This is a genomic window from Streptosporangium oxazolinicum (assembly GCF_039537505.1).
Lineage (GTDB): Bacteria > Actinomycetota > Actinomycetes > Streptosporangiales > Streptosporangiaceae > Streptosporangium > Streptosporangium oxazolinicum.
In genome coordinates this window covers 778,381-803,448 of record NZ_BAABAQ010000002.1, presented here as the reverse complement: position 1 = coordinate 803,448, position 25,068 = coordinate 778,381, and the positions used below count along the sequence as shown (strand labels likewise).

Sequence of the window (25,068 nt, the reverse complement as noted above, 5' to 3'; positions counted from 1 at the left end):
GGACGGGGAAGATCCCTAAGCCGGTCGGCGGCGCGGCGTGGAGGCGGAACCCGCCGCCGGGCGGCGGCGGGTGCGCGGGCCGCTCACCGCGGGGCGGGGGGTCGTCGATCCCGCGGCACCGGCCGGTGATCCGCGGGGCTAGTCGGCGACCCTCGGGCCGCTGATCCGCTCCAGCAGCCCGGCCAGGCGGTCGCGCAGGCCGGGACGGCGCCCGGTCTCGCCCGCGGCCATGCTCACCAGGTGCTGGGCCCCGTCGAAGGAGAACGGCGCCCGCTCGGGCACCGTCAGCGCGTCGTGGGCCAGACCCGCCAGGTCCGGGTCACCGCCGTCCAGGGCCAGGATCGTCGTACCGGTCCTGCGGGCGTCGCTCACCCGTTCCAGCAGCGTCTCGGGGGCGCGCTCCTCGGCCACCACGAACAGCGTCTCGCCCCGCCCGGCCCGCTCGATCCGCTCCAGCCCGACCCGCAGGTGCGCGGGCGCCCCGGGGGCGGGCGCCCAGCGGACCAGTGTCGGGGCGAGCTGGGGCAGCCCGGCGAACCTGGCCTCGTCACTCAGGTGCGCGGTCAGGTGCCAGGGCTCCTCCTGGGGCGTGCCGACCACCAGCAGCCCACCGGGGGAGCGCGTCGCGCGGAGGGCGAGACCCAGCTCGCGGGTCCGCTCGATCCAGCCGGTCGAAGCGAGGATCTCGCGCAGCAGCGTCACCGATCCAGCGTCCATCGCACCATCGTGCCCCAGACACCCCACGCCGATCCTGGAAACGCGCCCCTGAGATGATCGGGACAGGCGATATGGTCGATGAAGTCCGGCCTTGAGCGACCGGGGGACGATGAGGAGCGGTGAGTGAGCACTGACATTCCGGATGTGAGCGGGATCTCGATCGGGATCCTGGGCGGGACCGGTGATCAGGGCAGGGGCCTGGCCCGGAGGTTCGCCCTCGCCGGGCACACCGTGCTGATCGGCTCGCGGAGCGCGGAACGGGCTCGGGCGGCGGCGGAGGGCGTCGACGGATCGGTGCGCGGCGCGGACAACGCGGCCGTGGCGGCGGAGGCCGACGTGGTGATCGTGGCCATTCCCTGGGACGGGCACCGCTCCACGCTGGAGTCCCTCCGCTCCGAGCTGGCCGGAAAGATCGTCATCGACTGCGTCAACCCGCTCGGCTTCGACAAGCAGGGCGCGTACGCGCTCGCGGTCGAGGAGGGCAGCGCCGCCCAGCAGGCAGCCGCCGTCCTGCCCGACAGCCGCGTGGTCGCCGCGTTCCACCACGTCTCGGCCGTCCTGCTGCTGGATCCCGAGGTCGAGGAGATCGCCCTGGACGTGCTCGTGCTGGGGGACGACCGCGAGGCCGCCGACACGGTCCAGGCGCTGGCGGGCCGGATTCCCGGCGTGCGCGGTGTGTACGCGGGCCGTCTGCGCAACGCCCACCAGGTCGAGGCGCTGACCGCGAACCTCATCTCGATCAACCGCCGCTACAAGGCCCACGCGGGACTGCGCGTCACCGACGTCTAGTGAATCGTCGGCTCGGTGGCCGCGAATACGGGGACGGTTGGCGGGATCCGGTCTCCAAGCCGGGCCAATCTTGCCCGATTGGATCTGACAAGTAGCTCGCTAACCGGACATCCTTGACGTATGACTGATTTTCGTCCGGAGACCCGTACCGTTCACCTGCCCCAACCGCCCCTGAACGGCAGCCGCTCCATCACGGTGCCGCTCTACCAGACCTCCGGATTCGTCTTCGACGACCCGGCCGTCTTCGCCGACGGGATGGGCCGCCCGGACGGAGCCTTCGTCTACGGGCGGCTGTCGAACCCGACGGTCCGCTCCCTCGAGGAGGCCGTCGCCGGGCTGGAGGGCGGGGTCGGCGCGGTGGCCACCGGCTCCGGGATGGGCGCCATCAACTCCGTGCTGCTCGGGCTGCTGGAGCCCGGTGACCACCTGATCGCGCAGAAGCCGCTCTACGGCGGCACCGCCTCGATGATCAACGACCTGGCGGGGCGGTTCCGGATCGAGGTCTCCTACGTCCCCGAGGACGACCCGGCGGCGTTGCGCGCGGCCGTGCGGCCGGAGACGAAGCTCGTCTACCTGGAGACCATCGCCAACCCGGTGACCCAGGTCGCCGACCTGCCGGGCATGTGCGCCGCGGCCCGCGAGGCCGGACTGATCTCCGTGGTCGACAACACCTTCGCCTCCCCGATCCTGTGCAGGCCGATCGAGCACGGCGCCGACATCGTGGTGCACTCCACGACCAAGTACCTGAGCGGGCACACCGACGTGCTCGGCGGGATCGCCGTCTTCGCCTCCGACGAGCTCTACCGCAAGGTGTGGTCCTTCACCGTCAAGCTGGGCACCACCGCGGACCCGTTCGCCGCCTGGCTCACCCTGCGCGGCATCCAGACGCTGCCGCTGCGGATGGAGCGCCACTGTGCCAACACCCGCGAGCTGGCCACCCGCCTGAACGCCCACCCCGCCGTCTCCGTCGTGCACTGGCCGGGACTGCCCTCGCATCCCTCGTACGAGCTGGCGGCCAAGCTCCTGCCCGACTTCGGGGGAGTCTTCTCCTTCGACCTGGTCGGTGGGCGGGAGGCGGGAGAGCGGTTCATGAGCTCGGTGAAGCTGGCCCTGCTGGCCCCGTCCCTCGGCGGCGTCGAGACGCTCATCCTGCATCCCGCGACCACCTCCCACCGTTCCCTGACGGCCGAGGAGCTCGCCCGGCACGGGATCGGCGAGGGTACCGTGCGGGTGGCGGTCGGCATCGAGCACGTCGAGGACCTGTGGGCCGACTTCGAGCAGGCGCTCGCCTGACGCCGCCGGGGGGCACGATCCGCGGTGTCTCCCGCCCGAGGCGCGGGGCCGTCCACGAGGCCGGACGGTCCGCCGGATCACTTCTGGGGAGGAAACACACGTGAGCGTGTCGATCGGGGACGTGGAGCGGGCCGCCGAGCGCATCGCCGGACATGTCCTGCGCACACCGGTGGTCGAGGTGTCGCCGGGGCTGTTCCTGAAACTGGAGGGGCTGCAGCACTCGGGGTCGTTCAAGGCGCGAGGAGGCTTCAACCGCGCCCTGGCCTGCGAGGGGATCCCGGAGGCGGGGCTGATCGCGGCGAGCGGGGGCAACCACGGCCTGGCGGTGGCGTACGTGGCGCGCGACCTCGGCGTTCAGGCGGAGATCTTCGTGCCGACGGTCGCCAGCCCGGTGAAGGTCGCCGGGCTGCGCGCGCTCGGCGCGCGGGTGACCCAGGTCGGCGCCGTCTACGCCGACGCGTACGAGGCGTCGGTCAAGCGCGCGGCCGAGACCGGGGCCCTGGACATCCACGCCTACGACCAGGCCGAGGTGGTCGCGGGGCAGGGCACGGTCGGCCTGGAGATCCTGGAGCAGACCGGGGGAGTGGACACGGTCGTCGTCGCGGTCGGCGGCGGCGGGCTCGTCGCGGGGATCACCGTCGCCCTCGGCGGCCGTGCCCGCGTGGTCGCGGTCGAGCCCGCGCTCATCCCGACCCTGCACCGGGCCCTGGAGGCGGGCGGGCCGGTGGGTGTCGAGGTCGCCGGGGTGGGGGCCGACGCCCTGGGCGCCAGCCGGGCGGGTGAGATCGCCTTCGAGATCACGAGCGCGGCCGGGGTGCGGAGTCTCCTGGTCTCCGACGAGGCCATCGTCGAGGCGCGGCGCGAGCTGTGGCGGAACCACAGGGTCGCCGCCGAGTACGCGGGCGCCGCGGCGTACGCGGCCCTGCTGTCCGGCGTCTACACCCCGGCTCCCGGTGAGCGGGTGGCCGTCGTCGTGTGCGGCGCCAACACCGATCCGGCCACGCTCGTCTGATCCCTCGCGCGAAGCCGCCCCGGTCTCCCCGGGGCGGCGGCGCGGCGTCAGCGGTAGCTGTGCTCGGCGGCGGGGAAGGCGCCGGTCGACACCTCGTCGGCGAAGCTGCGCACGGCCCTGTCCATCTCGTGGGCCAGGTCGAAGTACTTCTTGACGAACTTGGCGGGGCTGGCGGTCAGGCCCATCAGGTCCTGCCAGACGAGGACCTGCGCGTCGGTGCCCGGCCCGGCGCCGATGCCGATCGTGGGGATCGACAGGGACGCGGTGACCCGCTCGGCCAGGTCCGCGGGGACGCACTCCAGGACCACGGAGAACGCGCCGGCGTACTCCAGGTCCTTGGCGTCGGCCATCAGCTCGTCGCCCGACTGGCCGCGGCCCTGTACGCGGTAGCCGCCGAGGGTGTTGACCGACTGGGGGGTCAGGCCCAGGTGGGCCATCACCGGGATGCCGGCCGAGACCAGCGCCTCGACCTGGGGGAGCACCCGCCGCCCGCCCTCCAGCTTGACCGCGTGGGCCCCGGCCTCCTTCATGAAGCGGGCGGCCGTCTCCAGGGCCTGCTGGGGAGAGGACTGGTAGGAGCCGAACGGCAGGTCGGCCACGACCATCGCGCGGGAGGAGCCGCGGACCACGGCCGCCGTCAGGGGCATGAGATCGTCCACCGACACGGGCAGCGTCGAGTCGTACCCGTACACGACCATCGCGGCCGAGTCGCCGACGAGCAGCACGGGGATTCCGGCCTCGTCGAAGACCCTGGCGGTCATGGCGTCGTACGCGGTGACCATCGGCCACCGCTCGCCGCGCTCCTTGGCGGCGGCGACGTCGCGCACGGTGATCCTTCGTCCAGCCTGGCCGCCGTAGAGAGAGGTCGGCCGGTTGGTGACGGAAGAGGACATGGGACCTCCAGTGAAGTCTCGAGGCGCCCCTGTGGCGTCCCCGGACGGTTCCGATGATTGCACGCGTACGACAGGTTCAACAGACCCGGTCGGCGTGGTAATCCGATGAGGGGTATATGGACATATGACACGTTTGTACGGTTGGACCGGTAACGGAGGGTGACGGGGAAGCGTGTCCGTGAGGTGATCCGGCGGTGCGCGGCACATTCGAGGGGCTTTGGGGGGCCGAGCCGGGACGCGGGCGGTGCGCGGCGCCTCGGCGCGGTAATCCAGTGGCGGAAGTGTCGGGGGTGTACGGCACAATGCTCGCGGAGGTAAGTAATCACAATGGCTTTCGAACCTTACCGCCGCCTGCTGGCGATTCCGGGCGTGCGGTCGTTGCTGCTGGTGGGGCTGGTCGCCCGCATCCCCTCGACCGCGGTCGCCATCACGCTGACGCTGCACGTCGTCGACCCCAGCGGGCTCGGGCTCGGCTTCGCCGCGGCCGGGCTGGTGACCATGGCGAGCACGGTGGGGATGGCGGTCGGCTCACCGCTGGCCGGAAGGTTCGTCGACAGCCACGGCCTGCGCCCGGTGCTGGTGGTGACCACGCTCGCCCAGCTCGCCTTCTGGTCCACCGCGTGGGCGATGCCGCTCCCCGTGCTGCTCGCGGCGTCGATGCTCGCGGGCCTGCTCAGCCTCCCGGTGTTCAGCGTGATCAGGCAGTGTCTCGCGGCGCTGGTCCCGATCGACCAGCGCAGGATGGGCTTCTCCCTCGACTCCATGATCGTTGAAGTGTCGTACATGACCGGTCCCGCCCTGGCGGTCGCGGGGGTGACGCTCCTCGGCAGCGTGCCCACCATGGGCGTCGTCGCCGCAGGGCTGGTCGCCTCGGGGGCGACGCTGATCCTGCTGAACCCGCCCATCCGCTCGGACGAGGAGCTCCAGAGGCCGGCGGGGAAGGTCCCCCGGCGCCAGTGGCTCACCCCGGGCATGCTCGGGCTGCTCGGCACGGTCGCCGCGGCGGCCTTCGTGCTGGCCGCCACCGAGCTCTCCCTGGTGGCGACGATGAAGCAGGGCGGCGACACCGCGTGGATCGGGCTGGCGATCGGGCTGTGGTGCGCCTACTCGCTGACGGGCGGCTTCGTGTACGGCATGCTGCCCCGCGGGCTGTCGCCGCTGGTCCTGATCGGTGCCATGGGGGTGCTCACCGTCCCCGTCGGGCTGGCCGGCGCCGACTGGCGCTGGCTGCTGCTGGCCCTGCTGCCCGCCGGGGTGCTGTGCGCCCCCGCGTTGTCCTCCACGGTCGACACCGTGAGCCGCTGGGTGCCCGCCGGGGCCCGTGGCGAGGCGATGGGCCTGCACGGCACGGCGCTGCTGATCGGAGCGGGCTCCTCGGCGCCCATCGCGGGCTTGATCATCGACGGTCCCGGTCCCGGGTGGGGCTTCGCCGCCGCCGGACTGGTCAGCGTGATGATGGTGCTGATCGCCCTGCCGTTCTGGCGGCGCACCTCGGCCGTGGTCGGGGAGCCGCTCCCGATGGCCGCCTGACCTCGGCCGTCCCCGCTCTCGGCGGGCGCATCCCGGGGGCAGGATATTTCACGACAAATACGAAACGATACGGTTGCGTATCGTAATGATCAGCGCTACGGTTGTGTTTCGAAACTCAAGCGTATCGAATACGGGGCTTTTCGTGGAACAACAGCTCGGCCACCCGCGACGGTGGCAGATCCTGGGAGTGCTGGTCTTCAGCCTCCTGGCGGTCGTGCTCGACAACACCATCCTCAACGTCGCACTGAAGACGATCGCGGACCCCGTGGCGGGCCTGGGAGCCACCCAGAGCCAGATGGAATGGGCGATCAACTCCTACACGCTCGTGTTCGCGAGCCTGCTCTTCACCTTCGGGGTGATCGGCGACCGCACCGGGCGCAAGCGCATGCTCATGATCGGCATGGTCCTCTTCGGCCTGGCCTCGCTGGCCAGCGCCTACGCCCAGGACCCCATGCAGCTGATCGTCGCCCGCGCGTTCATGGGCATCGGCGGCGCCGCGATCATGCCGGCCACCCTGGCGATCATCTCCAACGTCTTCCCCCCGAGGGAGCGCGGCAAGGCGATCGGCGTCTGGGCCGGCGGGGTGGGCCTGGCCGTGGCGATCGGGCCGATCACCGGCGGCCTGCTCATCGAGCACTTCTGGTGGGGCTCGGTCTTCCTGATCAACCTGCCGATCGTGCTGATCAGCATGGTGCTCATCCGCCTGGTCGTGCCCGAGTCGCGTGACCCCAAGCCCTCCAGGCTCGACCCGGTCGGCGTGATCCTCTCCATCGTCGGCCTCGTCGCCGTCACCTACGGCATCATCCGGGGCGGAGAGCTGGCCACGATCGCCAGCGCCGAGGTGCTCGTCCCGACGATCCTCGGCATCGTCGTGCTCGCCGTCTTCGCCTGGTACGAACGCCGCATCGACCACCCGGCCTTCGACGTCGGCTACTTCCGCGACCCGCGCTTCGCGACCGCGGTCGGCATGATCGGCATCGTGTTCTTCGCGATGATGGGCGCGATGTTCTTCCTGGTCTTCTACCTGCAGATCGTGCTGGGCTTCAGCCCGATGCAGGCGGGTGCCCTGATGATCCCCTTCGCCGCCGCACAGCTGATCTTCGCCCCGCTGAGCCAGCAGATGGCCACGCGCTTCGGCGGCAAGCTGAGCGCCACCGTCAGCATGGTCATCGTGGCCGGTGCGCTGGCCTCGTACGCGCTGATGGACCAGAACACCCCGATCGTCCTGCTGGAGATCGTGTTCTTCGTCCAGGGCGCGGCGATGGCCAACATCATGCCCCCGGCGACCACCGCGATCATGGAGGCGCTCCCCAGGGAGAAGGCCGGCGTCGGCTCGGCCATGAGCAACACCGTCCGCCAGGTGGCCGGCGCGCTCGGCGTCGCGCTTCTCGGCTCGCTGCTCTCGGCCACCTACCGCGACCAGATCGCCCCCGCCCTGACCGGCCTGCCCGACCAGCTCAGGCACCTCGCGGGCGAGTCGCTGACCGGCACGCTGGGCGTGGCCCAGGGCCTCGGCGCCCGAGGCGCGGCGCTCGTCGAACCGGCCAAGCTCGCCTTCGTCGAGGGCATGCACACCACCGCCCTCGTCTCCGCGGTCATCGCGCTGCTCGGGGCACTGGTGGTGTTCAGGTGGCTGCCGGGAAAGTCCTCAGCGGCCCCCGTCCCCGAAGAGATCGGCTCGGACAAGGAACCAGCGGTAGTGTAGGAACGCCATGACGACCACCGACGAGATCCAGGCGGCCGAGGCCCGCACCCCCCGCCCCGCGGGCCGTCCCCGCAGTGCCAGGGCGGAGAAGGCCATCATCGACGCGACCCTCGACCTGATCGGGGAGAGCGTCGGCCTCTCCGAGCTGTCGATCGAGGCGATCGCCGCCCGCGCGGGGGTCGGCAAGACCACGATCTACCGGCGCTGGTCGAACAAGGAGGACCTCCTCGTCGACGCGCTGGCGACCCTCAAGTCGCCGCTGCCCCCTGTCGCGGGCGTCTCGGTCCGCGAGGATCTCGTCGCCTACGCGCGGGTGTTCCTGCGCGACGCGTGCGACGCGCGCAACCGCTGCGTGATGAACATCGCGATGAACGAGGCCGAGAGGCACCCCCGCCTGGTGGAGCGCATCCGCCAGGCGACCATCGAGCCGCGCAGGGCGGCGATCACCGCCCTGCTGCGGCGCGGCGTCACCACCGGCGAGCTGCGGGCCGGCCTCGACGTCCCCATCGCGATGGCGAACCTGGTCGGCACCGTGATGTGGTACATCCGCACCGAGGGGGCCGACGAGTGCGCCGCGTCCTCCGACCTGGCCGAACGGATCGTCGACCACCTCCTGGTGGGCCTCGGCCCCTGAGGTCTCCCGCACGATCGCCCGGAGACGGGCCGGGTGTCAGATGGTGGTCTCGCGCCAGCGGTTGGTGATGGGGAGACGGCGGTCGCGGCCGAAGTTCTTGGGAGTGATCTTCGGCCCCGGGGGATACTGGCGGCGCTTGTACTCGGCCAGGTCGACCAGGCGGATCACCCTGGTGACCAGGGCCGGGTCGTGTCCGGCGGCGACGAGTTCGGCGGATCCCATGTCCTTTTCGACGTAGTCGTCCAGTAGCCGGTCCAGGATCTCGTACTCGGGCAGGGAGTCGGTGTCGCGCTGGTCGGGGCGGAGCTCCGCGCTGGGCTCCTTCTCGATCGAGCTCTCCGGGATCGGCGGCACCGCGAACCCGTGCAGGAACTCGCCCGACCGGCCCGCCTGGGCGTTGCGCCAGCGCGACAGCTCCCAGACGAGGGTCTTGAGCACGTCCTTGATGGGGGCGAAGCCGCCCGCGGAGTCGCCGTACAGGGTGGAGTAGCCGGTGGCCAGCTCGCTCTTGTTGCCGGTGGTGAGGACGAGGTGGCCGTGCTCGTTGGACAGGCCCATCAGGATCATGCCGCGCACCCGGGCCTGGAGGTTCTCCGCGGCCAGGCCGGAGAGCTCGATCTCCTTCTCGAAGCCGCTGACGATCTCGGCGATCGGCACGGTCCTGGCGTTGATCCCCTGCCGGTCGACCAGCTCCCGCGCGTCGCTCACCGAGTGGTCGGAGGAGTAGCGGGAGGGCATCAGCACCACGTGCACCCGGTCGGGGCCGATGGCGTCGGAGGCGATCGTGGCGGTCAGCGCCGAGTCGATGCCGCCGGACAGGCCGAGGATGACCGACCGGAAACCATTCTTGGCGACGTAGTCGCGGACCGCGAGGACCAGCGCCGAGTAGACCTCGGCGGTGTCGTCGAGCTGCTCGGCGATCGTGGGGGCCTGCGGCTCGTACGGCTCGACGGGGCGGGCCGACAGCTCCAGCCGCTCCACCGTGATCACGGTGCCGTCCCCGGCGTCCACCTGGAACGTGCCGAGCCCCCCGTACCTGGCCTCGGGCAGCTCCAGGTCCGTGATCAGCAGCTCCTCCGAGAAGCGCGCCGCGCGCGCGACCAGCTCGCCGGAGGCGGAGACGACCACCGAGTCTCCGTCGAAGACCAGCTCGTCCTGGCCGCCGACCTGGTTGACGTAGGCGAGGGCGCATCCGGCCTCGCGGGCGCGCCTGGCCACCAGCGCCAGGCGTACGTCGTCCTTCTCCTTCTCGTACGGGGAGGCGTTCGGCACTACGAGCAGCCCGGCTCCGGCCTCGGCCACCACCGCGACGGGGCCGCCCTCCTGCCAGAGGTCCTCGCAGACCGCGATCGCCACGTCGACGCCGTGCAGCCTGAAGATCGGCAGCCGGTCGCCGCGGACGAAGTAGCGGTACTCGTCGAAGACGCCGTAGTTCGGCAGGTGGTGCTTGGCGGTCTTGACGACCACCTGGCCCCGGTGCAGCAGCGCGGCCGCGTCGAGCGGGGCACCCTTGGGCTGGCCGACGCGCGGGGCGAGCTTCGCGCGGTCCACGTAGCCGACCACCACGGGGATCTCGCCGAGCCCCGCCTCGTCCAGTCGTCGCGCGGCCTCCTCGATCGCCGCGATCGACGCCTCCACGAACGAGGTGCGCAGCACGAGGTCCTCGACGGGATATCCGGTCAGGAACATCTCGGTGAAGACGACCAGGTGCGCGCCGCGATCGGCGGCACGGCGGGTCCACTCGACGAGCCTGTCCGTGTTGGCGGCCAGGTCACCGACGGCGGGATTGCTCTGGGCCAGGGCGATGCGGAGTTGAGCCACGTGGACATCCTATTGGGGCGTGCCCGGCGCTCGCCGTTCAGGTGATCCCCGCCCGGTCGCCGAATCAGGGAACCGGGCGACCGGCGGTGTCCACGGGCCGCCGGGGAGGCTCTCACGGGTCCGTGAGGGCCCCGGCCTTGGGGGCTGCACCGATCGGTCGGCCGGTTTCGACCACTGAGATCCGCTGAGATCCGCTGAGATCCGCTGAGATCCGCCGGGATCCGCCGGTCCGCGCTGGGCGGCGCCGGGCGACGCCGCCGGGGTCGGCCGGAGGAGCCGATCGGCTGATTCCTCCGGGACCGGTGAATATCGGGCCGGGGAACTCAGGCTGGTGAATTCAGGCCGAGGACCCGTCAGCCGAGGACCCAGAGCAGCCCGAGGTTCTTCGCCCTGGCGGGCTCGGTCACCCGCTGGACCTCCCTGCCCGAGCGGGAGAGGACCACGATCGTGTTGGCGGCCGTGCCCTTGACCCGGACCGCCAGACGGCCGTCGCGCAGGTAGCGCGCGCCCAGCAGCCGCCCCCTGACCGGGATGGCGACCTTCGCGCCGGTCCTGGTGTCGTAGACCGACGGGGTGAACGACAGGGGCCAGGAGCCGTCGCCGCTCTCGGCGTTCGCGCCGATGGCGTTGACCACCACCCGGCGGCCGTCGGGCGACAGGCTCTCCACGTGGTTGGCGAGCCTGACGCCCGGGACGCGGCTGGAGGTCCGCCGCCTGGTGTCCAGGAGGTGGACACCGACGGTGTCGCCCGCGTACCCGGCGAGGGTCCTGCCGTCGGCCGACCAGGTCAGGTGGCAGGGGCCGAGGGTCTTCCCCGCGTCGAACCGGCCCCTGCCGTCGGCGCCGACCACCGCGACCGTCACCGCCTCGCTCGTGCCCTTCACCGGGTAGGCGATCCGCTTGCCGTCGGCCGTCCAGGCCGGGGTCAGGCAGGGGCCGCCGTAGGCCGCGTTCCTGGCGACCACCGTCTCCGCGCCGGACCCGGTGGCCTTGACGCGCAGCCTGTTCCTGTCGTCGATCCAGGCGACCTTCCGGCCGTCGGGCGCGACCGCGAACTGGCCGGCGAAGGCTCCGGCACCGGCCGTCAGGCTGGTCCAGCCTCCCCGGTGGGTCAGCACCTCGACCCCGCTTCCCCCGTGGCGGAAGTAGACGGCGCCCGAGACGGGGGCCGCCTCGTGCGAAGCCGCCGCGAGAGCGGTACCCCCGGTGCCCTCGGTGGGTCCGGCCACTCCGGAACCCCCGAAACCCCCGGTGGACCCGGCGAGCGCGGGAGTGATGGTGGTGGCCGTCAGGGCGAGTACGACGCCGGTGGCCAGGACCCAGTGCTTCAAGGGGATCTCCTCGGACGAATTCCGTAACGGCTGGTTAGAGTCCCGAGAAGCCGAAAAGGTTTACCGGCGGCCCGCCACGACCGGCGCGGCGGGGATCGGCAGCACGGCCTCCACGACCGTCCCGCCCCCGGGGGCCGCCCCGATCACGCAGGTGCCGCCCAGCTCGGCGGCCCGCTCGCGCATGGAGAGCAGCCCGACCCCGGAGCGCGGTCCCGGGGGCAGCCCGTCCCCGTCGTCCTCGACCCGTACCACCAGCGACTCCCCGCGCCGCAGCGAGATCACCGCGGAACCGGCCCGCGCGTGCTTGCGGATGTTGGTGAGCCCCTCCTGCGCGATGCGGTACGCGGCCACCTCGGCCGCCGCGGGCAGGTCCGACAGGTCGCCCTCGATCTCCACCGCGACCCTCGGCGTGCCCTCCTGGGCGAGGGCGCGTACGGCCCCCGCCAGGCCGAGTTCGTCGAGGGTGGGCGGGCGCAGGCCGTACACCAGTTCCCTGATCTCCTGGCTCACCGCGTCCATGCCGCCGCGCAGTTCGAGCAGGAGCCTGTCCGCCGAGGCGGGGGCGGTGCGCAGGCTGATCCTGGCCATGTTGATGGACATGGCCATGTCGGTCAGCGCGTGGCCGAGTCCGTCGTGCAGGTCCCTGCGCAGGCGGCGGCGCTCCTCCTCGCGGGCGGTGAGGATGCGCTCCCGGGAGCGCTGCAGGTCGGCGGTCATCCGTACGGCGTGCGCCACGTCGGCGACGTACGGGACGGCCACCGCGACCAGGCGGCCGTTGTGCGCGGCGGCGAACCGGCGAGGGCCGGGGGAGCCGAGGAGCAGCCGCCCGACCGGCTCGCCGTGCCAGATCAGCGGGACCTCGCGCGGCGCCGGGCCCAGCAGGCCGACCTGGACCTGCCGGGTGCCGGGCTCGTGGACCTCGACGGCGACGCCGGTGACGCTCAGCCCGTCCCTGACCACGGCGGCGACGGCGGCGAGCGCGTTGGCCGGTTCGGTCTCGCGGACCTCCCTGGCCAGGAGCGCGGCGAGCGCCTGCGGGTCGCCGTGCGTGCCGTACATGAGCCGGTCGACCAGGCTCCTGAGCCTGTGCCGGAGCGGGTGGAAGATGACCCCGGCGAGCAGGGCGGCCATCAGGCCGCCGATCCGGTCGTACCCCGACAGTGCCAGCCCGGCGACCGCGCCGACCGCGTACACGGCGCTGACCGCGGCGATGAGCCCGGCGGCGACGAAGGCGCGGCTGACCACCGTGTCGATGCCGTAGAGCTGGTAGCGCAGCACCGAGAAGACGATGGCCGCCGGGATCAGCCCGGCCCAGATCGTCCCGGGCAGCCACCAGGCGGGTCCGGCGAGCAGGAAGGCGACGTAGACGGCGAACGCGAAGATCGGCCAGGCGATCTGGCGGCGCAGCACCGGTCCGGCCCGCCGGAAGCGCAGCACCATCGAGAACAGCGCCAGGACCGCGAGGGCCGAGATCAGGACGGCGGTCACCTCGCGCGCCGCCATGTTGTACGGGGCGAGGAGGTCCAGCACGATCGGATTGGGGATGACTCTCGGCCAGGGGTACAGCGCGGGGTCGGGGTCCGGGCGGGTGAGGTTCAGCAGCAGGTCCGCCGCGAACACGACCACACCGGCCGTCACCAGCGGCCGCCACCGCCGCGAGGGCAGCCGCCCGTCGGGGGAGCACAGCGGGAGCAGGATCGCGAGCAGGAACCCGCCGATCACCTTCCCCGTGATCATGCTCAGCCGGAGGTACCCGGCGGACTCCATGTCGCCCGCCGCGGCGAAGGTGAACATCACCGAATCGGAGAACGCGTTGACCGCGCACATCAGGCCGCCCGCGCACATCAGCCACGCCGTGGCCGGGCGCGCGCGGTGGGCCAGCAGGAACGCGCCCACCACGGGGAACGTCAGCCCGGCCGCCAGGTCGGGCGTGGCGGGCACCTCCGGCTGCCACTCGGGCGGCAGGTCGAGACGGAACACGAAGCCGATCACGGTGAGCGCCACCGAGAGGACCGCCATCGAGACGGCGGCGAGCCGAGGCGGGGAGCGCAGCAGGCTACGCGCCACCGAGGTGGCGGGCCCCTCCTCGGCCACGGTGACGGCATCGACGACCCGCCTGGGTACGTCACCGACGCCGTCGAGCGTCCGGCCGAGGTCGGGTGGCCGAGGGCGCATCGCTATCGGCCCATCTATCTGGCCACGTCGCCGGGGTTGACCAGCCCGGACTCGTACGCGGTGACGACCAGCTGGGCCCGGTCGAACAGCCCGAGGTGGTCGAGCAGCCTGACCACCGACCGTGAGACCGCCCCCTCGGGGACCGCCAGGGTCGTCGCGATCTGCCGGTTGGTCAGTCCCCGGGCGACCAGCTTCATCAGGTCGAGGTCCGCGTCCCCGAGTCCGGCGAGGCCGGGCGGCGCCGACGGGTCGGTGCGCCCGGCGAAGGCCGCGATCAGGCGGGTGGTGACGGCGGGGTCGATCAGCGCGTCACCGGCCTGCGCGGCCCGCATCGCGGTGATGAGCTGCTCGGGCGCCGACGTCTTGAGGACGAACCCGCTCACCCCGGCCCGCAGCGCCGCGTAGAGGTTGTCGTCCGTGCCGAAGGTGGTCATCATGACGACCTTCGGCGGTGTCTTGTCGGCCAGGATCCGCCGCGCGGCGGTCAGCCCGTCCAGCCTGGGCATCTGGATGTCCATCAGCACCAGGTCGGGGGAGGTCTCCCTGACCACCGCGATCGCCTGCTCGCCGTTCTCGGCCTCCCCGACCAGCTCGAAGCCGGGTTCGCTGTCCAACACCACGCGCAGGCCGGTCCGGACCAGCGCCTGGTCGTCCACCACCACGATCCGCAGCCCCGGCAGCGACCGTTCCTCGGCGGGGGTCGCGCGCGCCGCCGGTTCCGTGGCCGGCACGGTGGCCCGTACGGTCCCGGCGGGCGGGTCGAGGTGGACGGCCTGGGCCAGCATGTCCGACTCCAGGCGCTGCAGGGTGGCGCCCAGGTCGAGGCCGAGCTCGTCGCGGAGCATCACCCTGGCGCGCCGGAGCGCTCCCAGCGCGTCCCCCTGCCTGCCGTTGCGGTACAGGGCCAGCGCGAGCAGCCGCCAGGCCTCCTCCCGCAGCGGGTGCGCCGAGGCGTGCGCCTCCAGGTCGGCGACCAGGGCGCCGGAGTGTCCCAGCAGGAGCCCGGCGTCGGCGCGGCGCTCGACCGCGATCAGCCGCAGCTCCTCCAGCCTGCCCGCCTCGCTCGCCGCCCACGGCAGGTCGGAGAACTCGGCCAGGGCCGGGCCGCGCCAGAGCGCGAGCGCCGCGTCCAGACGCCTCCACACCTCGGCGGGCTCGCCGCCCGTCTTGACCGCGCTCTCGAAACTCCAGGCGTCCACCTGGCCGGGGGAGGCGCGCAGCGCGTACCCCGGCGGGGCGGAGACCAGGACCTCGGCCTCCTCCCGGGGCGCGCGGCCGGGCTCCAGGGCGCGCCGCAGCCGCGACACGTATCCCTGGATGGTCGACAGGGCCTGGGCGGGAGGCTCGCCGGGCCACAGCTCGTCGATGAGCATGGTCACCGGGACGGCGCGGCCCCCGGCCACGAGGAGCCGGGCCAGCACCGCCATCTGGCGCTGGCCTCCGAGGTCGAGTGATGTCTCACCGTGCCGCGCCTGGAACGGTCCGAGAGCACGAAATGTCAGCATTGCAGGCGTAAGGGTAGGGCTACCTGGACCAACCTCATAGAGCAATACTCACCATCGTTCGCGGGCCGTAAGGAATCATCGGTGGTCAGATCTCCACATTCAACTTCACCGGAAGTATCGCCTCGACCACGGTTCCTCCCTCGGGGGGCGTGGTGATCACGCATGTCCCGCCCAGTTCGGCGGCGCGCTCGCGCATCGACGCCAGCCCGACCCCCGAGCGCCGCCCGGGGGGCACGCCGATCCCGTCGTCGCGCACCCGGACGCTCAGATCGTCCTCGTCCCGCTCCAGCGACACCCGCACCGTCGCCGCTCCGGCGTGCTTGCGCGCGTTGGTCAGCGCCTCCTGCACGATCCGGTACGCGGCGACCTCGGTCGCGGCGGGCAGCCCCGGCAGCTCGCCCCTGACCTCGACGGCGACACCGGGGCCCGCCATCTCCGCCACGGCCCCGGCCAGGCCGAGGTCGTCCAGCGCCGGTGGACGCAGGCCGTACACCAGGTGCCTGATGTCGCTGGTGACGCTGTCCATGCCGGAGCGCAGCTCGCCGAGCATGCGCTCGGCCGTCTCGGGGGAGGCGCGCAGGGAGAGCCTGGCCGCGTTGATGGACATCGCCATCCCGCTGAGCGACTGGCCGAGGCCGTCGTGCAGGTCGCGGCGCAGGCGGCGGCGCTCCTCCTCGCGGGTGGTGACGATCCGCTCCCGGGAGCGCCGCAGCGCGCCGACCAGCCGGACCGCGTGGGCCGCGTCGGCCACGTACGGCGTGAGCGCGGCGATGACCCGTTCGTTGTGCGCGGCGGGAAGGCGCCGGGCCCCCGGCGGGCCGATGAGCAGGCGGCCGACGGGCTCGCCGTGCCAGACCAGCCGGATGTCGCGCGTCACCTCCTCCAGCGTCCCCACCGTCGCCTCCTCGGGCCAGCCGCCCTGGAAGCGCACGCCGGTGCCGGTGACCGCCAGGCCCTCGCGCAGCACGTCCAGCGTCGCGGCCAGCCCGCCCGCGGGATCGGTGCGCTGGATCCTGCGCCCGAGTTCGGCGGCCAGCGCCACCGGGTCGCCCTTGCTGCCGTACAGCAGGCGGTCGGCGCCACGCTGGAGCACCCGCCGCATCGGGTGGAAGAACGCCCCTGCGCAGAGCGCGGCGAACAGGCCGCCGATCCGGTCCACGTCCGACAGGAACAGGCTGGAGGCGGCGCCCACCGCCACGTACACCCCGCCGATCACGCCGACCAGGCCCGCGCCGACCAGTGCCCTGGTGATGAGCGTGTCGATCCCGTAGAGGCGGTGCCGCAGCACCGAGAAGGTGATCGCGACCGGGACCAGCGGGATCGTGAACGACGCCAGCCACCACACCGGATTGCCGATCACCCAGGGGACGATGACGGTGGCGATCGCGACCAGCGGCCAGAGGATCTGCCCGCGCTCCTCACGGCCGGCCCGCCGGAACCGCGTGGCCAGCGAGGCGAAGGCCAGGATCATCATCGCGTTGGTGAGCATGTCCAGTGAGAACCGCAGCGGGTGGGTGGCGAGGCCCGTGTACCGCTGCCAGGAGAGGGACATGATGTCCATGACGAGCACGTCGGCGCCCAGGACGGCGACGGAGACCCAGACCAGCGCCCGCCAGCGCGGGGAGGGCAGCCTCCCGTCCGGGTAGAGCAGCGGCAGCAGCACGACCAGGAAGAGGATGGTCAGCTTCCAGCTCACCCCGGCGACCGCCCACATCACCTCCGGCGGGACCGCCCATGCCCGTGCCGTGTCCAGGAGCGCCAGGTTCACCGTGAGGCTGTTCAGCGCGGAGCACAGCCCGCCCAGGCAGAGCAGCCAGCCGATGACCAGCCGGGGTCGCTGGAAGACCAGCAGCGCTCCGAGGACGGGGAACGCGGCGCCGGCCACGTCCTCGGGCGCGAACGGCAGCGGCGTGTAGGAGGGCTGCGGAAGCTGCGCCGTGACCCAGATGTTGACGCACTCCATCGCCACCGACGCGGCGGCGGCCACCACCGCCGCCACCCGACGCTGGACGGGCGTCACCGTGGGGATCACCCGGTACAGCCCGCGCATGATGGTTGAGGCCCTTCACTTTGTACTTGAAGGGACCCTAACCGGCGCGGACCGCAATCCGATCAACGAGTGATCAAAACCGGTTGGACACCGTATGGCGCCTGACCTTCCCGGCCAAAGCCGAGGGGCTGAGGGGCCCCCGGGCGGCTCCACCCGGGGGCGGCGGGTCACGGCACGTCGTACCGGCTGGACTCCAGGAGCCATTCCAGCTGGGCCCTCGGCGCCGTGAGGAACGCGCACGCGACCTTGCTGACGTCCCTGGCCTGGCCGGTCGAGAACCCGAACCGGTCGAACAGCGCCGGCAGCCGGCGCGCGGAGGTCCGCAGGTCCTCGGCGCGGGCGGCGATCCGGTTGTTCACCCAGGCGACGGCGGCGGTGTCGGAGAGCCCGAACGCGGTCGCGGCGACCGTCACGTAGTTGTGCACGTCGCCGTTGGCGCGCTCCTTGTGGTGCGAGGCGACGTCGTTGCACCAGGCGGTGACGTCGTTGCAGGCGTCCACCAGCGTCCGCCAGGTCGTGCTCTCGCGCAGCCCCGCGGGCACCTCCACCCCCAGGCAGGGCTCCACCAGGTCGAACAGGTAGGGGCCCGCGGTGCCCCGCCGCAGCCGTGGGTACTCGGCGGGGGAGGGCACGCGACCCGCGCACCGGTTCTCGGCCTCGGTACGGCAGGCCGCGCCCTGCGCCGCCAGCCCCGCCAGGAACCGGTGCCGCCACCGGGTGCTCATCCGCTCGGTGGTGACCTTCCACAGGTCGCCGAAGGCCAGCTCGACGGGAGAGGAGGCGTGGGCGGGGGCACGGGCGACGAGGTCGAGCCGCGCGAAGGTGGCCTCGACGATCTCGGCCGCGCGCCCGGCGGGCTTCTCGTCCCACTCGTCGTCGAAGTGGAACAGCCAGGTCAGCCATTTGGCGAACAGCAGCGCCGACTCCATGCCGAACCCGCAGAAGGCGCGGCCCGCCATCCGCTCGAACCCGGCGCCCGGGGGAGGTTCGAGCCCCACCTCGCGGGCCCAGGCGGCGAGCTCGGCGCCGATCAGGCCGACCGAGGGGTGCATCGGGCACGGCGCCGACATCACCGGTACGAGCTCGGTGAGGGGCAGCAGCAGGGTCGCGGCCACCCCGGAGGGGCGCGGCGGCCCGGGATGTCCCGCCGTTCCGGCAGGCGTGACGGACGCGGGGTGCACGGGGTGCACGGGGTGCACGGGGTGCACGGGGTGCACGGTGGGCGTGGCGGGTGCGGTGAGTTCGGTGGGCGCGGTGAGTCCGGCGGGGTCGCTGGGGGAGGGACACGGGGACAGGGAAAGGGGCATTGAGGATGGCAAGGGCTTTTGAAGGGGTCGGGGACGGGTCAGGGGTTCGCCGAACGTCGGGGTGAGGGCCACTACAGCGGACCGAACAGCCAGTTGCCGGCCACGTCCGGATCGGCACTCGTGTAGAACTGCCGGGTCGCCTCGACCAGCTCGCCCACGGACACGACGCCGTCGCCGTCGCCGTCGAGCCGCTCGAAGGTGGCCCGCACGTCCTCGCGCGGGGTGCCGAACGCGGCCATCATGATCCAGAACTCGTCCGGCCCCACGGCCCCGTCGCCGTCGGTGTCGCACAGACCGGCCACCGCCTCGGCGGCGGGCGCGAAGACGGCGTCGAACCGGTCGCCCTCGACGAACGCGGAGGTCATCCCGGCGCGGAACTCCTCGGACGAGATCGAGCCGTCGCCGTCGGCGTCGATCTCCTCGGCCAGGGTCCGCCAGATCTCCTCGAAGCCCTGGGCGAGCCTGCTGCCGGCCCGCGAGGTCGGCGACTCGCCGAAGCCGACGAGGATCCGGGCACCGAGACCGAGGAGGTCCTCGCGCTCGATCGACCCGCTGCCGTCGACGTCCATGTGCCCGAAGGCGCGGTCGAGCTTGTGATTGAGGAGCGTGGTGCTCATCGTTTACTCCAGCGTTACCCATTGAAATCGAACAGTTACCGTAAGTGACGATAGCGAGGTGTTTCCAGCAGCCACTCCAGGTAGGCCCTCGGGATGGTCAAGAAAGCGCATGCCACCCGCGTCACCTCAAGGGAGAGGGTGAGGCCCAGGTCGTGCCGCTCGGTGAGCGCGGGGATGGCGCGGGCGGCCGTCCACAGCTCCTCCACGCGGGTGGCGACCCTGTCGATCGTCCACTCTTCCGCCGCCTGATTGGAGCGTTCCAAAAAAATGGTGTCCACCTGGCCGTGTCCGGCCACCGCCTCCTCGCACCGGGCGGCCACGTCGCCGCTCGCCTCGACGAGCGCCCGCCAGGACTGGCTCCGCCACACCTGCTCCGGCACCTCCACCCCCAGGCAGGGCTCCACCAGGTCGAACAGGTAGCGGCCGAAGGCGCCCCCGGCGGGCTTCCCGCGATCATCGGCCGGGGGTGTCCCGTAGGTATCGGCAGGGGGTGTCCCGCGGGTGAGGGACGCCTCGCGCTGGGCGGCCAGCCCGGCGGTGAAGCGCTCGCGCCACGCGCCGCTCATCCCCGGCGCGCACGCCGTCCAGAGGCCGGAGAAGGCCCGCTCCAGCGGCGCCGGGCCCGGTGCGCCGCCCTCGGCCACGGCGAGGACCGGGGTGAGGGCCTCGGGAGCCCGGCGCAGGTGTGACATCCAGGTCAGCCAGCGGGCCAGCGACGTGACCGCGCCGGTTTCGCAACGGGCGAACGCCCTCCCGGCCAGCCGGGAGGCGACGGGGTCGGGGGCGAGCCCGGCCGCGCGCGCCCAGTCGGACGTCGCGGCCTCGACCAGATGTGCCGACGGGTGGACGGGGCAGGGCATGGCCAGCGCCGCGAGGCGTTCGGTGAGCCTGGCCGGTGGCGAGGGCGCGGGCGGTGGTTCGTGGACCTCGGTGCGTGCCATCGCTTCCCCCCGGATCGAACTCCCAGCGGCTCCGGTCGCACACTGTAGGAGGAGAGGGGGGCCGGAACGCGGAGGCGCGGCGGTCCCGGTGCCACATCTCACCGTTCTTCCCCGTAACGTGTGCGAAACACTGAGAGGGCAAACTGGGAGACCACTAGGCGTGTTGCAGCACGTCGGGCAATGAAGGAGAAGCCTTGGACCGCCAGCAGGAGTTCGTTCTCCGCACCCTTGAGGAGCGCGACATCCGGTTCATCCGGCTGTGGTTCACCGATGTGCTCGGGTTCCTGAAGTCGGTGGCCATCGCCCCGGCCGAGCTCGAGGGCGCCTTCGCCGAGGGCATCGGCTTCGACGGCTCGGCCATCGAGGGCTTCGCCCGGGTCTACGAGTCCGACATGCTCGCCAAGCCCGACCCGTCGACCTTCCAGATCCTTCCCTGGCGCAGCGAGACGCCGGGCGCCGCCCGGATGTTCTGCGACATCCTCATGCCGGACGGCTCGCCCTCGCACGCCGACCCGCGCTGGGTGCTCAAGCGCACCCTGGCGAAGGCCTCCGACATGGGCTTCAGCTTCTACACCCACCCGGAGATCGAGTTCTTCCTGCTGAAGAGCCGGCCGGAGGGCAACGAGCGGCCCGAGCCGATCGACGGCGGCGGCTACTTCGACCACACCCCGCACAGCTCGGGCCACGACTTCCGGCGCAACGCGATCATGATGCTGGAGTCGATGGGCATCTCCGTCGAGTACAGCCACCACGAGGGCGGCCCCGGCCAGCAGGAGATCGACCTGCGCTACGCCGACGCGCTCACCACCGCCGACAACATCATGACCTTCCGCCTGGTCATGAAGGAGGTCGCGCTGGAGCAGGGCATCTGGGCGAGCTTCATGCCCAAGCCCTTCACCGAGCACCCCGGCTCCGGCATGCACACCCACATGTCGCTCTTCGAGGGCGACCGCAACGCCTTCTACGAGCCCGGCGCCGACTACCAGCTCTCCAAGATCGGCCGTTCCTTCATCGGCGGCCTGCTCACGCACGCCGCCGAGATCACCGCCGTCTGCAACCAGTGGGTCAACTCCTACAAGCGGCTGTGGGGCGGCGCCGAGGCGATCGCCGGAGCGGGCGGCGAGGCCCCGAGCTACATCTCCTGGGGCCACAACAACCGTTCCGCCCTGGTCCGGGTGCCGATGTACAAGCCGCACAAGGGCGGCTCGACCCGCATCGAGTTCCGCTCCCTCGACTCCTCCTGCAACCCCTACCTCGCCTTCGCCGTGATCCTCGCGGCCGGTCTGAAGGGCATCGAGGAGGGGTACGAGATGCCCCCCGGCGCCGAGGACGACGTGTGGGCGCTGACCTCGGCCGAGCGCAGGGCGCTGGGCATCCAGCCGCTGCCCCAGTCGCTGGACGAGGCTATCGCGGTCATGGAGCGCAGCGAGCTCGTCGCCGAGACCCTCGGCGAGCACGTCTTCGACTACTTCCTGCGCAACAAGCGCGCCGAGTGGAACGAGTACCGCAGGCAGGTCACCGAGTTCGAGCTCGGCCGCTACCTGCCGGTCCTCTAGCCGCCGCGCGGTTTCACGGGCAGGCGCGGGCCTCCGCAGGCACGGCGGGCCTCCGGGGCGCCCGCCGTGCCCGCGAGGGCCGCGCGCTCTGGGGCCGGTGGTCACGCCCGGCTCCTCGCACACCCGGCCAGGCTATGGGCGTACGCGGCCGGTGGCGGTCGTGCCGGGTGCCGGGTCTCGTGACCCGAGTGACCCAGGTGATCGGGGTGACGCGGGTGACGAGTTGCCGTGGCGGGTAATCCACGGCCGCCCGCCGAACGTCATACCGGCGTTACCTGCGGCTAATAAGGGCGTCATCGATCTCGAGTTGGCTGTATGTACAAGCAGTCCGATAAAATCGATCGGTCCCATTAACGTGATTTCTGAGGATTGATCGCCATAAAGGCGACAGGAGGTGCGGCATGACGACGACGTCCGAGCTGCAGACCGTGCTGACCGTTCCGGCGCGTTTCCGTGGTCCCGAGGGGGCCGCGAACGGAGGCTGGATCGCGGGTACGGTCTCCGAGGCGTTGCACGGCGCCCGGCACGACTCGGCCGTCGAGGTCACCCTGCACGCACCGACGCCACTGGACACCGAGCTGTCCCTGCGCCACCTCGCCAACACCGCGACCCTCACCCACGGTGAGCGGCTCCTCGTCGAGGCCATCACGGTCGCCGAGGAGCTCGACGTCCCGGACTTCGTGCCCTTCAACGAGGCCGCGCGGGCCGAGGGCGGCTTCGCCGGTCTCACCGGGCACGCCTTCCCCGGTTGCTTCGCGTGCGGCCTGCGCGGCCCCGGCGACGGCCTGCGGATCTTCCCCGGCCCGGTGCCCGGCACCGACCTGATCGCCGCCGGCTGGCGGGTCCCGATGACCATCACCGACGAGGACGGCACCGTCCCCGACGCGATCGTCTGGGCCGCCCTCGACTGCCCCACCGGCTGGGCGCATTTCAAGCCCGGCGAGTTCGCCCTGCTCGGCCGCCTGACCGCGCGGATCCACCGCCGGGTCTACCCCGGCGGCGCCTACTCCGTCGTCGCCCGCGCCACCGGCCGCGAGGGCCGCAAGCTCTTCGGCGAGAGCGCCGTCTACGAGGCCGACGGCACCCTGGTCGCCGCCGCCAAGGCCACCTGGATCACCCCCGCCCAGGCCGGCTGACCAGCGTCCGATCCACGGGGCGCGCCTCTCGCGTTCCGTACGGTCTGGATCACTCCCGCCCGGACCGGCCGACCCGCGCGTCCGGTCCAGGGGCTTCTCGCGTTCCGTACGGTGGTGACCCGGCCCCGGGTGGCGCGGGTCGCCGCCGGGTCCTCAGCGGGGCTCGGTGGGCTCAGCGGGAGAGGTGCCCGGCGACCAGCGAGGCGCAGCGGTCCTCGAAGAGGATCGTGTAATGGTTGCAGTCGTCGACCACCTCGTCCTCCAGCGCGGGTAGCCGCCTGGCCCACGCGGCGGCCAGCTCGTCGGGCAGCATGCCGACAGGCTGGTTCAGCAGTCCGCGCGGGGCGCGCAGCAGCGACAGGGGAGAGGTGATCGCGCGCAGCGCGGCGCCGACCGCCTCCCCCTCGGTGAGCAGCCACCGGCCGTCCTCGCGGACCGCTTCCCGGCGCGCCCGCGAGCGCACCGCCCCCCGAGGTCCCGACGCGTCGTAGCGGACGTACTCCTCCGCCTCCTCGGTCCACGCCTCGGCGAAGGCGGGGTGGGCCTTGAAGAAGTCCACGTACGCGCCGACGTCCGGGAAGGTCCGGTCCAGCCGGGCGAGGGCCGGGCCGAGCGTGGCCTCCATGACCGCGTCGGGGTCGGCGCCCGGGGGTAGCGGCAGCGGGAGCCCGCCGTCGATCAGCACCACCCTGGCGTAGTCGTGCCCCGCCGCGGCGAGGGCCGCGACGTAGGCGCCCATCGAGTGACCGGTGAGCACGATGCCGGACTCGGCGCCTGCCGACCGGGCGACGAGGTTCACGTCCTCGGCGTGCCCGGCCAGGCCGTACGGGCCGGGAAGGTCGGCGCTGTGGCCGCGGCCCCGCAGGTCCATCGCGACCAGCGACCACTCGGCGGGGAGCCTGCGGGCGACGCCTGCCCAGGCCATGAGCGAGGCGGTGATGCCGTGCACCGCGACGACCACGCGGGGCCCGGTGCCGAAGCGGGCGACGCGCAGCGCGCCGCCGGGGACCTCGACGTCACTCAGGACGGGGTTCATCGGTTCTCCTCGGGCATGGAGCCCCGCCTCCGGTTCCGGCGGGACCGATGCCACGGTGGCGGGTGCTCGCGTCCGAGGTCAATGTCCGTGGCCGACATGAAGGGTGGCGGTCTCGTAGTACCCCTCCGGCTGTGACCGTTCTGTATGCATATCAGCTCATAATTACCCTATGAGGATTACCGTCATCGAGCACGAGGCCGACGCGGGGCTCGGATTCCTCGCCGGATGGCTGTCCGGGGCCGGAGCCGTCTGCGAGGTCGTCCGGCCCTACCTGGGCGAGTCCGTGCCCGAGCGGGTCACCGGAGGGCTGATCGTCCTCGGCGGCGAGGCGGCGGCCTGGGAGGACGAGAGGTGTTCCTGGCTGCCCGCCACCCGTGACCTGATCCGCGTCTGCGTCGAGGAGGGCGTGCCGACCCTGGGGATCTGCCTGGGGGCACAGCTCATGGCGCTCGCCTGCGGCGGGGCCGTCGGGCGCGGGGAGCACGGGCTGGAGGTCGGCGTGACCGAGGTCGTCCCCCTCGCCGCCGCCGGAGCGGATCCGCTGTTCACCGGCCTCGGCCCCTCTCCCGCCGTGCAGTACCACCGCGACGCGATCACCGAACTCCCCCCGGGCGCGGTGCCGCTGGCCACCGGGGACCCGTACCCCAACCAGGCCTACCGGCTGGGGGAGAACGCCTGGGCGGTGCAGTTCCACCCCGAGGCCACCCCGGAGATCTTCGCCGGCTGGACGGCCGGATCGGCCGACACCCTGACCGGCCTGGGCCACTCGGTGGAGGAGCTCAACGCGCGGGCGAAGGAGGCCGAGGACGGCCTGGTCGCCGCGTGGAGGCCGCTCGCCGAGCGTTTCGCCGCCGCCGTCACCGCCGTCCAAACCGCGTGACCGCGCGATTACGGTCCGAATCCGCTAACGACGCCGCACAGTTTCGGGATTAACCTGTGCGGCGACGCTCCGAACGCCTGGGACGCGAGCCAGGGTGGGGATACGAAGGCGGTTCACGCCGATACCCCCCGCCCATTGGG

The 25,068-nt window shown here is 72.4% G+C and carries 20 protein-coding genes; 9 read left to right on the top strand and 11 right to left on the bottom strand.

Going from position 1 to position 25,068, the window contains the following annotated elements; all coding sequences use genetic code 11:
- Positions 1-138: 138 nt before the first annotated feature.
- Positions 139-717, bottom strand: a complete 579-nt coding sequence (locus ABD817_RS08525) for a hypothetical protein (RefSeq protein WP_344916778.1) — start codon at positions 715-717, stop codon at positions 139-141.
- Between the two features lie 123 nt (positions 718-840).
- Here ABD817_RS08525 and npdG point away from each other — a divergent pair, with 123 nt between their 5' ends.
- From npdG to ABD817_RS08510, 3 genes are all read left to right on the top strand, one after another.
- Complete coding sequence (gene npdG, locus ABD817_RS08520) at positions 841-1,506, top strand: NADPH-dependent F420 reductase (RefSeq protein ID WP_344916776.1); 666 nt, start codon at positions 841-843, stop codon at positions 1,504-1,506.
- 120 nt (positions 1,507-1,626) lie between these two features.
- Positions 1,627-2,799 (top strand): trans-sulfuration enzyme family protein, encoded by a 1,173-nt coding sequence (locus ABD817_RS08515; RefSeq protein WP_344916773.1) that lies wholly within the window; start codon positions 1,627-1,629, stop codon positions 2,797-2,799.
- Between the two features lie 100 nt (positions 2,800-2,899).
- On the top strand, positions 2,900-3,811 hold the full coding sequence (locus tag ABD817_RS08510; RefSeq protein ID WP_344916772.1) for a threonine/serine dehydratase: 912 nt from the start codon (positions 2,900-2,902) through the stop codon (positions 3,809-3,811).
- 47 nt (positions 3,812-3,858) lie between these two features.
- Here ABD817_RS08510 and panB read toward each other — a convergent pair whose 3' ends face one another.
- On the bottom strand, positions 3,859-4,704 hold the full coding sequence (gene panB / locus ABD817_RS08505; RefSeq protein WP_329092631.1) for a 3-methyl-2-oxobutanoate hydroxymethyltransferase: 846 nt from the start codon (positions 4,702-4,704) through the stop codon (positions 3,859-3,861).
- A gap of 327 nt (positions 4,705-5,031) precedes the next feature.
- Here panB and ABD817_RS08500 point away from each other — a divergent pair, with 327 nt between their 5' ends.
- The 3 genes from ABD817_RS08500 (at position 5,032) to ABD817_RS08490 (ending at position 8,573) form a co-directional block, all read left to right on the top strand.
- Positions 5,032-6,234, top strand: a complete 1,203-nt coding sequence (locus ABD817_RS08500) for an MFS transporter (RefSeq protein ID WP_344916769.1) — start codon at positions 5,032-5,034, stop codon at positions 6,232-6,234.
- Between the two features lie 142 nt (positions 6,235-6,376).
- A complete protein-coding gene (locus tag ABD817_RS08495) occupies positions 6,377-7,939 on the top strand; it encodes an MFS transporter (protein WP_344916767.1) in 1,563 nt (520 codons plus the stop codon).
- A gap of 7 nt (positions 7,940-7,946) precedes the next feature.
- Positions 7,947-8,573 carry a TetR/AcrR family transcriptional regulator gene (locus tag ABD817_RS08490; RefSeq protein ID WP_344916765.1) on the top strand — a complete coding sequence of 209 codons (627 nt, stop codon included), beginning with the start codon at positions 7,947-7,949 and terminating at the stop codon, positions 8,571-8,573.
- 36 nt (positions 8,574-8,609) lie between these two features.
- On the opposite strand, the gene ABD817_RS08485 is transcribed toward ABD817_RS08490, so the two are convergent.
- From ABD817_RS08485 to ABD817_RS08450, 8 genes are all read right to left on the bottom strand, one after another.
- Positions 8,610-10,394, bottom strand: coding sequence for an NAD+ synthase (locus tag ABD817_RS08485; RefSeq protein WP_344916763.1), 1,785 nt, complete (start codon positions 10,392-10,394; stop codon positions 8,610-8,612).
- Positions 10,395-10,747: 353 nt separating this feature from the next.
- A complete protein-coding gene (locus ABD817_RS08480; protein WP_344916761.1) occupies positions 10,748-11,725 on the bottom strand; it encodes a hypothetical protein in 978 nt (325 codons plus the stop codon).
- A gap of 60 nt (positions 11,726-11,785) precedes the next feature.
- Positions 11,786-13,900 (bottom strand): sensor histidine kinase, encoded by a 2,115-nt coding sequence (locus ABD817_RS08475; RefSeq protein WP_344916759.1) that lies wholly within the window; start codon positions 13,898-13,900, stop codon positions 11,786-11,788.
- A gap of 14 nt (positions 13,901-13,914) precedes the next feature.
- The gene (locus ABD817_RS08470) at positions 13,915-15,405 is read right to left on the bottom strand and encodes a BTAD domain-containing putative transcriptional regulator (RefSeq protein WP_344916757.1); all 1,491 of its coding nucleotides are present in this window, start codon (positions 15,403-15,405) and stop codon (positions 13,915-13,917) included.
- Positions 15,406-15,490: 85 nt separating this feature from the next.
- A complete protein-coding gene (locus ABD817_RS08465; protein ID WP_344916755.1) occupies positions 15,491-17,455 on the bottom strand; it encodes a sensor histidine kinase in 1,965 nt (654 codons plus the stop codon).
- A 167-nt stretch (positions 17,456-17,622) separates the two neighbouring features.
- A complete protein-coding gene (locus tag ABD817_RS08460; RefSeq protein WP_344916753.1) occupies positions 17,623-18,762 on the bottom strand; it encodes a terpene synthase family protein in 1,140 nt (379 codons plus the stop codon).
- A gap of 71 nt (positions 18,763-18,833) precedes the next feature.
- On the bottom strand, positions 18,834-19,379 hold the full coding sequence (locus ABD817_RS08455; protein ID WP_344916751.1) for an EF-hand domain-containing protein: 546 nt from the start codon (positions 19,377-19,379) through the stop codon (positions 18,834-18,836).
- A 35-nt stretch (positions 19,380-19,414) separates the two neighbouring features.
- Positions 19,415-20,320, bottom strand: coding sequence for a terpene synthase family protein (locus tag ABD817_RS08450; protein ID WP_344916749.1), 906 nt, complete (start codon positions 20,318-20,320; stop codon positions 19,415-19,417).
- 194 nt (positions 20,321-20,514) lie between these two features.
- On the opposite strand from ABD817_RS08450, the gene ABD817_RS08445 reads away from it, so the two are divergent.
- Both ABD817_RS08445 and ABD817_RS08440 read left to right on the top strand, forming a co-directional pair.
- Positions 20,515-21,876: a glutamine synthetase family protein gene (locus ABD817_RS08445; protein ID WP_344916747.1), complete on the top strand. Its 1,362-nt coding sequence runs from the start codon at positions 20,515-20,517 to the stop codon at positions 21,874-21,876.
- 401 nt (positions 21,877-22,277) lie between these two features.
- Positions 22,278-23,012: a hotdog fold domain-containing protein gene (locus ABD817_RS08440; RefSeq protein WP_344916745.1), complete on the top strand. Its 735-nt coding sequence runs from the start codon at positions 22,278-22,280 to the stop codon at positions 23,010-23,012.
- Positions 23,013-23,184: 172 nt separating this feature from the next.
- On the opposite strand, the gene ABD817_RS08435 is transcribed toward ABD817_RS08440, so the two are convergent.
- Positions 23,185-24,048 carry an alpha/beta hydrolase gene (locus ABD817_RS08435; RefSeq protein ID WP_344916743.1) on the bottom strand — a complete coding sequence of 288 codons (864 nt, stop codon included), beginning with the start codon at positions 24,046-24,048 and terminating at the stop codon, positions 23,185-23,187.
- A 169-nt stretch (positions 24,049-24,217) separates the two neighbouring features.
- Between ABD817_RS08435 and ABD817_RS08430 the strand changes: the two genes are divergently transcribed.
- A complete protein-coding gene (locus ABD817_RS08430; RefSeq protein ID WP_344916741.1) occupies positions 24,218-24,928 on the top strand; it encodes a type 1 glutamine amidotransferase in 711 nt (236 codons plus the stop codon).
- The last annotated feature ends 140 nt before the right edge of the window (positions 24,929-25,068 follow it).

Bases quoted from the DNA above. Each gene is read 5' to 3' on its own strand.
- ABD817_RS08525 (WP_344916778.1), bottom strand. From the start codon at position 717: ATGGACGCTGGATCGGTGACGCTGCTGCGCGAGATCCTCGCTTCGACC.
- ABD817_RS08515 (WP_344916773.1), top strand. From the start codon at position 1,627: ATGACTGATTTTCGTCCGGAGACCCGTACCGTTCACCTGCCCCAACCG.
- panB (WP_329092631.1), bottom strand. From the start codon at position 4,704: ATGTCCTCTTCCGTCACCAACCGGCCGACCTCTCTCTACGGCGGCCAG.
- ABD817_RS08500 (WP_344916769.1), top strand. From the start codon at position 5,032: ATGGCTTTCGAACCTTACCGCCGCCTGCTGGCGATTCCGGGCGTGCGG.
- ABD817_RS08490 (WP_344916765.1), top strand. From the start codon at position 7,947: ATGACGACCACCGACGAGATCCAGGCGGCCGAGGCCCGCACCCCCCGC.
- ABD817_RS08475 (WP_344916759.1), bottom strand. From the start codon at position 13,900: ATGCGCCCTCGGCCACCCGACCTCGGCCGGACGCTCGACGGCGTCGGT.
- ABD817_RS08470 (WP_344916757.1), bottom strand. From the start codon at position 15,405: ATGCTGACATTTCGTGCTCTCGGACCGTTCCAGGCGCGGCACGGTGAG.
- ABD817_RS08465 (WP_344916755.1), bottom strand. From the start codon at position 17,455: ATGCGCGGGCTGTACCGGGTGATCCCCACGGTGACGCCCGTCCAGCGT.
- ABD817_RS08460 (WP_344916753.1), bottom strand. From the start codon at position 18,762: ATGCCCCTTTCCCTGTCCCCGTGTCCCTCCCCCAGCGACCCCGCCGGA.
- ABD817_RS08455 (WP_344916751.1), bottom strand. From the start codon at position 19,379: ATGAGCACCACGCTCCTCAATCACAAGCTCGACCGCGCCTTCGGGCAC.
- ABD817_RS08450 (WP_344916749.1), bottom strand. From the start codon at position 20,320: ATGGCACGCACCGAGGTCCACGAACCACCGCCCGCGCCCTCGCCACCG.
- ABD817_RS08440 (WP_344916745.1), top strand. From the start codon at position 22,278: ATGACGACGACGTCCGAGCTGCAGACCGTGCTGACCGTTCCGGCGCGT.
- ABD817_RS08435 (WP_344916743.1), bottom strand. From the start codon at position 24,048: ATGAACCCCGTCCTGAGTGACGTCGAGGTCCCCGGCGGCGCGCTGCGC.
- ABD817_RS08430 (WP_344916741.1), top strand. From the start codon at position 24,218: ATGAGGATTACCGTCATCGAGCACGAGGCCGACGCGGGGCTCGGATTC.